Origin of the sequence: Providencia sp. NPDC089933, from assembly GCF_049545585.1 — a bacterium.
GTDB classification, from domain to species: Bacteria; Pseudomonadota; Gammaproteobacteria; order Enterobacterales; family Enterobacteriaceae; genus Providencia; species Providencia huashanensis.
In genome coordinates, this window is record NZ_JBMWDT010000002.1 from 147,444 (window position 1) to 159,723 (window position 12,280).

The 12,280-nt window shown below is 40.8% G+C and carries 13 protein-coding genes; 7 read left to right on the forward strand and 6 right to left on the reverse strand.

The features are described 5' to 3' along the window. Positions 1–16 precede the first annotated feature (16 nt). The 4 genes from moaC to ACPEH5_RS04485 all read left to right on the forward strand — a co-directional run bounded on the left by moaC (position 17) and on the right by ACPEH5_RS04485 (position 2,034). Complete coding sequence (moaC, locus tag ACPEH5_RS04470) at positions 17–493, forward strand: cyclic pyranopterin monophosphate synthase MoaC (RefSeq protein WP_042846602.1); 477 nt, start codon at positions 17–19, stop codon at positions 491–493. Then, a complete protein-coding gene (gene moaD, locus ACPEH5_RS04475) occupies positions 493–738 on the forward strand; it encodes a molybdopterin synthase sulfur carrier subunit (RefSeq protein ID WP_042846601.1) in 246 nt (81 codons plus the stop codon). Before moaC ends, moaD begins: the two co-directional genes overlap by 1 nt. Before the next feature lies 1 nt (position 739). Next, a complete protein-coding gene (moaE, locus tag ACPEH5_RS04480; protein WP_042846600.1) occupies positions 740–1,192 on the forward strand; it encodes a molybdopterin synthase catalytic subunit MoaE in 453 nt (150 codons plus the stop codon). A 134-nt stretch (positions 1,193–1,326) separates the two neighbouring features. Further along, positions 1,327–2,034 carry a Bax inhibitor-1/YccA family protein gene (locus tag ACPEH5_RS04485; RefSeq protein ID WP_048606499.1) on the forward strand — a complete coding sequence of 236 codons (708 nt, stop codon included), beginning with the start codon at positions 1,327–1,329 and terminating at the stop codon, positions 2,032–2,034. 207 nt (positions 2,035–2,241) lie between these two features. Here ACPEH5_RS04485 and ACPEH5_RS04490 read toward each other — a convergent pair whose 3' ends face one another. The 5 genes from ACPEH5_RS04490 to cecR all read right to left on the reverse strand — a co-directional run bounded on the left by ACPEH5_RS04490 (position 2,242) and on the right by cecR (position 8,088). Further along, the gene (locus tag ACPEH5_RS04490) at positions 2,242–3,348 is read right to left on the reverse strand and encodes an ABC transporter permease (RefSeq protein ID WP_042846598.1); all 1,107 of its coding nucleotides are present in this window, start codon (positions 3,346–3,348) and stop codon (positions 2,242–2,244) included. A gap of 9 nt (positions 3,349–3,357) precedes the next feature. After that, positions 3,358–4,497 carry an ABC transporter permease gene (locus ACPEH5_RS04495; protein WP_042846597.1) on the reverse strand — a complete coding sequence of 380 codons (1,140 nt, stop codon included), beginning with the start codon at positions 4,495–4,497 and terminating at the stop codon, positions 3,358–3,360. Continuing rightward, positions 4,494–6,233, reverse strand: a complete 1,740-nt coding sequence (locus tag ACPEH5_RS04500; protein ID WP_166686720.1) for an ATP-binding cassette domain-containing protein — start codon at positions 6,231–6,233, stop codon at positions 4,494–4,496. Before ACPEH5_RS04500 ends, ACPEH5_RS04495 begins: the two co-directional genes overlap by 4 nt. Before the next feature lie 9 nt (positions 6,234–6,242). Next, positions 6,243–7,238, reverse strand: a complete 996-nt coding sequence (gene hlyD / locus ACPEH5_RS04505; RefSeq protein WP_210814283.1) for a secretion protein HlyD — start codon at positions 7,236–7,238, stop codon at positions 6,243–6,245. Between the two features lie 151 nt (positions 7,239–7,389). Continuing rightward, positions 7,390–8,088, reverse strand: coding sequence for a transcriptional regulator CecR (gene cecR / locus ACPEH5_RS04510; protein ID WP_173424819.1), 699 nt, complete (start codon positions 8,086–8,088; stop codon positions 7,390–7,392). 283 nt (positions 8,089–8,371) lie between these two features. On the opposite strand from cecR, the gene rhlE reads away from it, so the two are divergent. From rhlE to ACPEH5_RS04525, 3 genes are all read left to right on the forward strand, one after another. After that, the gene (rhlE, locus tag ACPEH5_RS04515; RefSeq protein ID WP_210814282.1) at positions 8,372–9,697 is read left to right on the forward strand and encodes an ATP-dependent RNA helicase RhlE; all 1,326 of its coding nucleotides are present in this window, start codon (positions 8,372–8,374) and stop codon (positions 9,695–9,697) included. Positions 9,698–9,998: 301 nt separating this feature from the next. Further along, positions 9,999–10,940, forward strand: a complete 942-nt coding sequence (gene dusC / locus ACPEH5_RS04520) for a tRNA dihydrouridine(16) synthase DusC (RefSeq protein ID WP_166685362.1) — start codon at positions 9,999–10,001, stop codon at positions 10,938–10,940. A 158-nt stretch (positions 10,941–11,098) separates the two neighbouring features. Further along, positions 11,099–11,347, forward strand: a complete 249-nt coding sequence (locus ACPEH5_RS04525) for a GlsB/YeaQ/YmgE family stress response membrane protein (RefSeq protein WP_042846591.1) — start codon at positions 11,099–11,101, stop codon at positions 11,345–11,347. A 91-nt stretch (positions 11,348–11,438) separates the two neighbouring features. Here the strand turns inward: ACPEH5_RS04525 and sseA are convergent, their stop codons facing one another. Continuing rightward, on the reverse strand, positions 11,439–12,278 hold the full coding sequence (gene sseA, locus ACPEH5_RS04530) for a 3-mercaptopyruvate sulfurtransferase (protein WP_042846590.1): 840 nt from the start codon (positions 12,276–12,278) through the stop codon (positions 11,439–11,441). Positions 12,279–12,280: the final 2 nt, after the last annotated feature.

Genomic DNA, 12,280 nt, shown 5'->3' on the forward strand with positions numbered 1-12,280 from the left:
GATTTCAGGAGAAAATATGTCCCAACTGACTCACCTCAATGCGTCGGGCGAGGCGCATATGGTTGATGTTTCTGCAAAAACTGAAACTATCCGCGAAGCTCGTGCTGAAGCTTATGTCACGATGAACCCCGAAACGTTATCGATGATTGTTGATGGAAGCCATCACAAAGGGGATGTGTTTGCTACGGCACGTATCGCAGGTATTCAAGCTGCAAAAAATACTTGGCAGCTTATTCCTTTGTGTCACCCATTATTACTCACTAAAGTCGAAGTGACACTTACTGCAGAGCAGCAATATAACCGTGTTCGTATTGAGACATGCTGTCGTTTAACAGGTAAAACTGGTGTGGAAATGGAAGCGTTAACCGCCGCTTCGGTAGCGGCACTGACTATTTATGACATGTGTAAAGCTGTACAAAAAGACATGGTCATCGGCCCTGTTCGCTTATTAGAAAAAACAGGCGGGAAGTCTGGACATTTTAAGGTGGAATGATGATTAAAGTTTTATTTTTTGCGCAAGTACGTGAGTTAGTGGGGGTAGACTGTTTAGACATTACTGAACACTATCAGACAGTTGAAGATTTACGCTACGCGCTCTCTCAAAAAGGTGAACGCTGGGCATTGGCACTTGAGGATGGCAAGTTACTGGCGGCTGTTAATCAATCGTTTGTTCCGTTTACTCATCCGCTTACTGATAACGATGAAGTGGCATTTTTTCCTCCGGTCACAGGGGGATAAAATGGAAAATACCCATATCGCAGTACAGACAGATAACTTTAGTGTTGGCGAACAATATCAATGGCTTGCTGAATGTGATAGTGATGGCGCGGTGGTGACCTTTACAGGCAAGGTTCGTAACCATAATTTAGGGGACAGTGTAGCTGCCTTAACTTTAGAGCACTATCCTGGCATGACTGAAAAAGCCTTAACAAACATCGTCACTGAGGCGAGAGGCCGTTGGCCACTCCAAAGGGTCAGTGTTATCCACCGTATTGGTACACTGCAACCGGGAGACGAAATCGTGTTTGTTGGCGTCACCAGTGCTCATCGTAATGCTGCATTTCAAGCTGCTGAATTTATAATGGATTATTTAAAAACAAAAGCCCCATTTTGGAAAAAAGAAACCTTGCCAGAAAACGAGCGCTGGGTGGAAGCGAAAGAGAGCGATGAAACGTCTGCAAACCGTTGGTAATCGCATTTTTTCCCCTAAAAAATACGAATTTGCCGAATGGTATTGTCAAAATAATGTGTTAGACTTTGGTTAATTTTGTCCGATTGCAGTATTTTTACTGGGTCGATTTTTCTTTTAGCGAAAGGGTAACCATCATGGGTCAGTTTGATCAACGTAATGATTCTCTTGTCCAGAGGGCCAATACAGGCGTTCAGGCATTTATGTCGCAAGTATACGGCTGGATGACAGTCGGTCTATTGCTGACAGCATTTGTTGCGTGGTATTCAGTAAGCAGTGGTTTGTATTACACCATTGCAACGAATAAAATATTGTTTTTTGGAATGATTATCGCTGAACTTGGTTTGGTCATGGGGATATCATTCTTACTGCAAAAAATTAGCGGAATGGCAGCGACGGGCATGTTTATGCTTTATTCACTGCTAACGGGTTTAACTATTTCAGTGATCCTCGCTGCTTATACGGGCGAATCCGTCGCGGGTACGTTTGTAATTACCGCAGTGATGTTCGGTGCATTAAGCTTCTACGGCTATACCACTAAACGTAGCTTAACTGGGATGGGTAACTTCCTGTTTATGGCTCTAATTGGTATCGTTGTTGCTTCTTTAGTTAACATCTGGCTGCAAAGCACAATGATGTATTGGGTGATCACTTACGGTGGTGTGCTACTGTTTGCTGCGTTAACCGCATATGACACTCAAAAACTGAAAGAAATGGGTTCACAAATTGATGAAGATGACAGGGAAACCATGCGTAAGTACTCTATTATGGGTGCATTATCTCTGTACTTAGACTTCATTAACCTGTTCTTAATGTTACTGCGTATCTTCGGTGACCGTCGATAATTCATGTTTCTATCCATTAGTTAACATGTGGTCGCTTTAGCCGTAAAAATTCAAAACCCTTGTTACTTCGGTAACAAGGGTTTTTTGATCTAAATACTATCGTAAAATATGATTTGAATATTATTAGTTTGTTTGTAATTCAAGGCGTTATTGGTGTCTCTAGCATGTTCAATTGTGCTTCTAAAACGTAATGTTATATCTTTATGATCACGCTATTTTTTTCCTAAATAAATAATAAGCCGCTGAACTGGTGATTATCGCAATGATAAATAATGGCCAAAGGCTATGAAAAACCACGGAGAAATCTGCATCTTTAAGGTAGATTTGCTTGGTTATTTCTGTGAAATGGCGAATAGGGTTAATCCACGTTATTTCTTGTAGCCAAATTGGCATATTTTCAACTGGGGAAATATACCCTGACAACAAGACTGCTGGCATCATAAACACGAATACACCAATGAATGCTTGCTGTTGCGTTGAACATAATGCCGAAATTAATAGCCCAAACCCGACCAATGACAAGCCATAAAATAACATGGTGGCATAAAATAGCAGCAGGGAGCCAGCAAACGGAATTTGATAGCAAAAAATACCAATGACAAGTACTAGGGTTGCTTGCGCGGTAGCCACAATCAAAGCAGGGACCGCTTTACCGATAAATATTTGCCAAGTTGTTAGTGGGGAAACTAATAGTTGGTCGAGGGTTCCTTGTTCGCGTTCTCTTGCAATTGACAGCGATGTTACAATCAAAACGCCAATAGTGGTTATCAGAGCAACTAATGATGGAACGATAAACCATTTATAATCCAAATTAGGGTTATACCAATTACGGACAACTAATTCACTGTTATTGAGGGAGACCTGTGTTTGTGCCAATTCTTGTTGGTATTGCATCACAATTTGTTCAACATAGTTTGCAGCAATTTGCGCACTATTTGAATTACGTCCATCAAGCAGTAATAACATATTGGCATTTTGTTGTGTCGCAATATCAGCACTAAAGTTTTGGCTAAAACGAACGACGAGTAGTGCTTGGCGGTTATCAAGTACTTTGCGAACCTCTTTCTCATTTTTCACTAATAAAATATGAGAAAAAGCACTGGCTTTGGCGAGCCGTTGGGTTAGTTCTATAGAGTGTTTACCACTGTCTTGGTCAAAAATAGCAATCGTGGTATTAGTGACTTCTAATGTGGCAGCCAAGGGAAATAAAATCATCTGAAAAACCACAGGTAAAATCAAAATCATCCGCGTCTGTGGTTCTTGAAGTAATGATTGAAGTTCTTTCATAATTAAGGTGTATAAGCGATAAAACATAGTGACACCTCAATCAAGACGACGACGGGTTTTAAGCGCCGTTAAGCCAATAAATAAGATGGCTGATGCGATTAACAACAGAAAATCGGTCAGTAAAACGAGGTAGACATCCCCAGCAAGAAATAGTGTTTGTAAACTACTGACAAAATAGCGAGCAGGGATAAAATAAGTCACTACCTGAATGATTGCTGGCATGCTATCAATTTCAAAAATAAAACCAGATAACATTATTGCAGGTAAGAATGCGGCATTTAGAGCCACCATAGCAGCATTGAATTGATTACGAGTGATGGTAGAAATTAATAAGCCCATTCCAAGTGCGGTTGCAAGATAAAGGCTGGTGATCACAAATAACACCAGTAATGAACCTCGATAAGGCACACCTAACACGAAAGTGGTGACAAACATGCATAAAACCATCACAAATGAGCCAAGCACTTGGTATGGCAGTAATTTTGAAAGTAATAATTCAGTTTTAGTAATTTGAGTAGAAAGTAACGCTTCCATTGTGCCACGTTCCCACTCCCTAGCAATGACCAGCGAGGTTAAAATAGCCCCGACAACAGTAATGATAATGCTGATTGCCCCTGGGATAATAAAATGCTGACTAATGGCCGCCTCATTAAACCAATAACGCATATCGACTTCAATCAAGGGGGAAATGGGTTTACCTTGGTTTTCCCCTTGTTGCATCTGCCATGTATGCCAAATACCTTTGGTGTATGCTTGCACAAAATTCGCGGTATTTGGCTCACTACCATCGGTAATAACTTGGATAGCCGCATGGCCTTGTGCTTGCAATAATTGCGCTGAAAAATTAACAGGGATCACGACAATGCCGCGGATCTCACCAGCTTGCATTTTGTCTATCAAAAAGTTTCTATTATTACTAATAGTTGCATCAATAAATGGCGAGCCTGTAAAGGTATCGACTAATTCACGTGCTTGTGGGGTTTGCTGCTCAAGCAAAATACCAACGCGTAATTTACTTGAATCTAGATTGATACCATAACCGAAAATAAACAATAACATTAGTGGGATAACAACAGCGATTAATGCACTGCTTGGGTCACGGACAATTTGTTTAGTTTCTTTCCAACATAGCGCTTTGAGCCTACGCCATGAAAAATGGGAAGCTGATTGAGTCATTGAGCCTCCTGCTGTTTATCATAACGGTTGATCAAACCAATAAACGCATCTTCCATCGATGGGTCTGGGTTATCGTTAGTCACAACTTGCTGTTTTAGCTCGTCGGGGGTACCCGCAGCAATAATTTTGCCATGATAAACCAGCCCAATTCTATCGCAGTATTCTGCTTCATCCATAAAGTGTGTGGTGACCATGACAGTGACGCCTTTATCAACCATACCATTAATATGTAACCAAAATTCCCTACGGGTTAACGGGTCAACACCTGAAGTCGGTTCATCTAAAAATAAAATATCAGGTTCATGCATTAACGAGCAGGCCAGTGCTAAACGTTGCTTGTAACCCAAGGGAAGAGAGTCTGTGACCTGATTAATTATGGGAGTAAAATTGAAAGCATCGACCATCTCTTGAATTTTGCTTGATTGTTGTTTGTGATGTAAACCATAAACACCAGAGAAAAACTTTAGGTTTTGCCCAACTTTTAAATTGCCATATAGTGAAAATTTTTGAGCCATATAGCCAAGATGTTGCCTAACTTTATTTGAACTCGTTTTTAAGTCCATACCCAGTACCAATGCTTGGCCATCGGTTGGCTTCATTAAAGCACACATCATTTTAAATGTTGTCGATTTACCTGCACCATTAGGCCCTAACAACCCAAAAATTTCCCCTCGTTTGACCTGAAAGTTGACCCTATCTGTTGCCGCAAATTGAGCAAATTTTTTTGTTAAATTACGAGCTTCTATAACAGTTTCCTGCGGGTTAGCAGGTATTTGTGGCACGATAGCCGCTAATTCGGAACGATGGGATGGCCCGCCACCAAGCAAATCAATAAAAGCATCTTCAAAGCGGGGTTGTGCCTCAATCAGCTTTTTATCGCTCATATCTAAAGCTGCTAATAAATTTGCTTGGGATGCGTTAGGCTTTAAAATTAGGCGAATATAACGGCCTTGGATGACTCCATCGGTGGTTTCGGGTAATACGAGCGCATTTTGTAGCACTGTGCGTTTTTGGTTAGCTGGGGCATCAAGTAAATAGGAACGCCCAGCCATTTTTTGGGTTAATACTTCAGGTGCGCCAGAGTAAAGCTGCTTTCCTTTATTTAAAAGCAGTACATTTTTACATTGTTGGGCTTCATCTAAATATGATGTGCTCCAAAGGATTAACATACCGTCATCTGCAAGGGTATGCACCATTTGCCATAACTCGCGTCGTGCGATTGGGTCTACACCAACCCCCGGTTCGTCTAATAGCAGCACTTTAGGTTTACCTAATAATGTACAAGCTAAACCGAGCTTTTGTTTCATTCCGCCAGAAAGTTTACCCGCCAACCTTTTAGTAAAAGGGGCTAGGCTCGTAAAAGAAAGTAATTGCCGATAAGTAGATATGCGTTCTTCACCCACTATGCCTCTAAGGTCAGCATATAAGTCCAAATTTTCTTGGACTGTTAAGTCTTCATATAGCCCAAATTTTTGTGGCATATAACCAAGACTTGCACGCATCGCGATACTGTCTTCAATGGGGTCAAGCCCCATAACTCGAATTTTCCCCGAGTCTGGTTTTAATAAGCCGGCAAGCATTCGCATTAATGTGGTTTTACCTGCGCCATCAGGGCCAACAAGACCTGTCACAGAGCCACCATGAATATCGATTGTTAAGCTTTCAACCGCAGGGGCGCTAAGGCCAACAAACGTTTTTTCGACATTGACTAGGTGAATACTGTAATTATCACTCATTGCAAACTCTTATTGCTTATGATCAGTGAATTGAATGGTTACAGGCATTCCTTGACGTAATGCCTCATCTGCATCATTGACAACAATGCGTAGCCGATAGACTAAATCAGTTCTTAAATCAGGTGTCTGTACGCTTTTAGGGGTAAATTCGGCGGTCGGCGAGACAAAACCAATGGTACCGTGGTAAGGCTTATCTGGCCGGCTATCAGTACGTAAAAGTACTTCTTTGCCCGGTACTGCCTCACCGAGGTGGGGTTCACTGACATAGGCTCTGACCCAAACAGGGTTTGTGAGTGTCACGCTAAATACGGTATTGCCTGAATTAATGATAGTGCCAGGCTCAATAGCCCTAGTTAATATTGTACCGGTGGAGGGGGCGGTTAAAAGAGTGTCTTGTAAGTCCAATTCAGCTTGTGCAACAGCAGCTTCAGCCTGCAACCATTCGCCCCTTGCGGCGGCTATTTCTTCTTGGCGAAAACCACTTTGATATTGATTGAGTTTATCTTGTGCGGCTTGGAGTGCGGCAAAAGCTTGATTGCGATTATTTTTTGCATTATCTAGCTCATTGGCTGAAATAACGCGTGAAGCTGCTAGCCCTTGCTGGCGCTTATAAAAATTATCCGCATATTGCCAAGCGGCTTGTTTCTGTGCGACTTCAGCTTCAACTTGAGCAATTTCTTGAGTACGGTAACCACTTTCTTTTAATGCTAACTGAGCCTTCGCGCTATCACGTACCCCTTTAGCTTTATTTAATGCATTGATATAAGGGACATCATCAAGTTGACCTAGTTTATCCCCTGCAACAACGTGTGCACCCTCATCGACATTTAAAGACGCCAGTTTTCCAGGTACACGGAAACTAAGGTTAACGGTTCTAACATCAACATTACCATAGAGTGTCAATGTATTCTCTTGCTGAGATTGGTAATAGTAATAACCTCCAGCGGCAATACCGATTAATATGACAATAATTAGAACAACTGCGGAACGGTTTTTATTGTTCATAGCTAACCTTACTTAAGAACCTGTGATATGAAAAACGGATATTGGTGTTAGAGGCTGTTGATTTTTGATGCTCGGTTTCTGTTTGAAAGACGGCGAAAATCATCAGCCTCTAGTGATAATCAACGTGAATATTTCACTTTAATTAATGATATCACTTTTCATGTTGTTTGCGATGACGTAAACCAGCTAAAAGTATATTAGTATGCTCAATAAGAACTTGATTAATAATTTCAAATTCATTTTCATTGATATGTTTCCAACCCGTTTGCCGTAACAATGTTTCCCGTGCAATACGAAATGACAGGGTTTCACCAAGAATAGCATGGGTGTGGATAAGCGTCGTTAAATGGTTGGGGTCTGCACCAATATAGAGGGCGATAAGCCGGTTTAATCGTGAGTGTATTGGGCCTAAAGCATGTTCATGAATGATGGTATATGCTTCAGTTGGATTGAGCTGTTCGCGCGCTAATATACGCGAAAAACTCAAATTTTTCTTTTCGAGTTGAAAATAGTTATACGCAATTACAGTCCGTTGCAGTAAATCTAAAGCATCCTCAGGTTTTTGAGTTGCTATCGGTTTTTCTAAAAATTGATCAATTGCCAAGAAAACATCACTGAAATCATCTTTGATATTTTTGGCTATAAGGTGGGCAACGGCTAAGTAAAGCCCTTCTTTTGAACCAAAATAGTAAGATATTGCGGCGATATTTTGCCCTGAAGCTTGTGCAATTTTCCGTGTTGTTGCGCCATCAAGGCCTTGCTCTCCATAGACATCAGCAGCTGTGTGCAGCAGTTGTGTTTTTGCGTTTTCTCCCCGCAAAGTTTGCGATGAACCTGTATTCATAAACATTCCTTTTAAAAATCAGAATTAAATAACACCCAATAAGCTCTTAATTGGCTTTTATGTTTATAAGGGACAAAAAACGACATCTCATAGTATTGTGTAAGTATATATACTATATAGGGGGGATTTTATATTAATTTATTAACCAAACTAAATTAATATATTTATCATCTGCAAATAATGTTAGAATTTGGTGATGTCGCACGGCAGTTTGCGCTTTTTCCTCTGACTCACTTCCCCCATAACTGCCAAAATCTATTGAAAGCGGTGAAGCCCGGAGTAATTTAATTTGACTACTTTTTCAGACCTCGCATTAAACGAGGAAATCTTGCTTGCCATTAATGAATTAGGCTATGAAAGTCCAACGCCAATTCAACAACAAGCGATCCCAGCAGTGCTTGCAGGAAGCGACCTTTTAGCCAGCGCACAAACAGGCACCGGTAAAACTGCGGGTTTTACGTTGCCAATTTTACAAAAACTGGTTGCTACTCCTCGTGCTGGGAATAATCGTAAGCCAATTCGCGCATTAATTTTGACGCCAACAAGGGAGCTTGCGGCACAAGTTGCTGAAAATGTAAAAGAGTATAGTCGTCATCTACGTATTCGTTCGTTTGTGGTTTTTGGCGGTGTAAGTATTAATCCTCAGATGATGAAGTTACGCGGAGGCGTGGATATTTTAATCGCGACCCCAGGGCGCTTGTTAGATTTAGCTCATCAAAATGCGGTTGATCTTTCTCAAGTAGAAGTATTTGTGTTAGATGAAGCTGACCGCATGTTAGATATGGGGTTTATTCATGATATCCGCCGAGTTATTAATAAATTACCTAAAAAACGTCAAAATTTATTATTTTCTGCTACTTTTTCAGATGAAATTAAGCAGTTAGCAAATAAGTTACTGAATAACCCAGTGACCATTGAAGTGGCTCCTCGTAATTCAGCTTCTGAACAAATTACTCAGTATGTTCATTTAGTTGATAAAAAACGTAAATCGGAATTACTTTCTTTTATGATTGGTCGTGAGAATTGGCAACAAGTTTTAGTCTTTACTCGGACAAAACATGGGGCTAATCGTCTAGCTGAGCATTTGAATAAAGACGGTATTAAGGCTGCGGCTATTCATGGTAATAAAAGCCAAGGTGCTCGTACACGTGCTTTAGCCGATTTTAAATCTGGGGATATTCGAGTCTTAGTTGCAACCGATATTGCAGCACGAGGCTTAGATATTGAACAACTGCCTTATGTTGTAAATTTTGAGCTGCCTAATGTAGCTGAAGATTATGTACATCGTATTGGTCGTACTGGCCGTGCTGAAGCGACAGGTATGGCGGTTTCATTAGTGTGTATTGATGAAGCTAAATTGCTTAAAGATATTGAAAAATTACTTAAAAAGCCGATTCCAAGAATGTCTGTAGAGGGCTACGAGCCGGACCCTTCTATTAAAGCGGAACCTATTCAAAAAACACCACAACGTGGTGAGCGCCGTTCGAGTGGGGCTTCTAGCAATAAACCTCGTCGTACCAATGTATCCACGGCTAAGCCTAGTACGGGGAAAACGTTGAGTTCGCCATGGAAAAATGCACAGAAAAAAGCTAAACAAGGTCGTCACGAAGGTTAACTGATTTAACTAGTCGTATTAAAAAAGTGGCTCAGCACGATGTTTATTACATCGGTTGAGCTACTTATTTTGATATAGCTTTCCCCTCGCTAAAACTCTTCGTTGCCATTTCCCCATTAAGACGCTCATTCTTATGATAATTCTTCTGCTTATTTACCAACGAAAATGTATTATAGGCGGCAATTGATTAGGTTAAGTTTTATGTCACACGTTAATATTAATATTCTAAAGGTGCTTTATTTAAGGCAATTAAATGTATGAAATTTCTTTTTACCTTATGGCGTTTTTGGGTGAGTAATTTATGCGTGTTTTATTAGCTCCGATGGAAGGGGTTTTAGATCCTCTAGTTCGCACTTTACTTAGTGAAGTTAATGATTATGACCTTTGTATTACCGAATTTATTCGAATAGTTGATACTTTATTGCCGGCAAAAACCTTTTATCGCCTATGCCCTGAACTAAAGTATAAAAGCCGAACTCCTTCTGGGACTTTAGTACGGGTGCAATTATTAGGGCAACACCCACAATGGTTAGCTGAAAATGCGGCTAGAGCTATAGAACTAGGTTCATATGGTGTCGATTTAAATTGTGGTTGCCCCTCTAAAACAGTGAATGGCCATGGCGGTGGAGCAACATTATTAAAACAGCCTGATTTAATCTATAACGCAGTCAAAGCGATGAGAGCAGCAGTACCTAAACCGTTACCGGTTTCGGCTAAAGTTCGTCTTGGCTGGGATAATAGTGACCTTGCTTATGAAATTGCAGATGCGGTTCAACAAGCAGGTGCAACAGAATTAACTGTTCATGGGCGAACGAAAGAAGATGGTTACAAAGCAGAGCGAATTAATTGGCATGCAATAGCTGAAATTCGTCAGAAACTTACGATCCCTGTTATCGCTAATGGGGAAATTTGGGATTATACCAGCGCTCAGAGTTGCCTTAATATTACAGGTTGTGATGCAGTAATGATTGGGCGTGGAGCGTTGATCACCCCGAACCTGAGTCGTGTGATTAAGCATAACCATAAAAAAATGCCGTGGGAGCAGGTTGGGTCATTACTATTAAAATATACGGAGTTAGAAAAACAAGGGGATACAGGTAATTACCATGCAGCTCGTATCAAGCAATGGCTTGGTTATTTACGTAAAGAGTACCGGCAAGCAGACGAATTATTTTCCCAAGTAAGGTCTTTAAAAAATGCTCAACAGATAGCACAGGTCATAACGGAAATAGTTAGCCATTGATGATGAACACGAATAATTATCAGGAGTTAATAGTTGCTAAATTGGCTTATAGGGTCTTTACTTATTTGATATGGTAGTGGTTTAGTTAACTTATTTACTACTATTATATAAGATTTTTAGAATATTACTGTGCAACAACCTAGTCTAGGAGGAGTAAGATGGGAGTTATTGCTTGGATTATTTTTGGTTTAATTGCAGGTATCTTAGCTAAGTGGCTAATGCCAGGTACTTACCATATGGGGTTTATTATGACCACTGTGCTAGGGATCGTTGGTGCGGTTGTTGGTGGGTACATTAGCACCTTCTTTGGCAAAGGGAAGGTTGACGGCTTCAACTTTGGTAGTTTTGTTGTCGCTGTTATCGGGGCAATTGTGGTGCTGTTCTTAGCGGGTATATTTGTAAAATAACGCTTTCTTAGTTAGTAAAATCTATTATATAAGCCACTCAGACAAGTTAGTGGCTTATATCTTTTATGGGGTATCGAAAAAGGTTGATTAGTTATGGCTCTATAGGAAGGCCATTATCCTGCCCCCATTGTGCCCATGAACCATCATACAACCGTACATTATGGTTACCCAAAAGTGTAAGGGCCATCAACACTACAGCTGCGGTCATCCCAGAGCCACATGTTGTCATTGATGGTGCATTAATATCAACACCTTGCTCATTAAAAATGGCTTTCAGTTGTTCTGGGGATTTAAACATACCATTTTCAACCAGTAGGTCCCACGGGACATTTTTGCTGCCGGGAATATGCCCCATACGTAACCCTGGGCGAGGTTCTGGTGCTTGAGCTAGAAAGCGAGCAGTGGCACGGGCATCAATAATTTGGATTTTACCATCATGAACAATATCAAGTACTTGTTGCTGGTTCAGTGCATTACTGTCTTTACGTGAGGCTGTGAATTTTTTAGTTTCAGGAGGGGGAACCTCACCAGATTGAACAGTAAATCCTGCAGCTTTCCATGCATCGATACCGCCCGCTAAAATTTTAACGTTATTGCAGCCCATAGTGGTGAAAGTCCACCATGCTCTAGGCGATGAAAATAAATTATTTTGTGAGTAAATAATAACTTGCGTCTCATTGCCTATACCCATCATTCCAACGGCGTGGCTGAATACTTCAGCGCTTGGTAGCATATGAGGTAAGTCACAGGATTTATCGGCGATTTCATCTTGATGAAAAAACTGAGCGTTAGGAATGTGTTCTTCTAGATAACGTTGACGGCAGTCATAAGGAGCGGTTGGTGGGGGAGATGAGGCATCAAGTACAATGATATTGCCATCAAACAGATGTGCGTTTAACCATTGAGGGGTTACAAAATAGTCGTTGTACATAA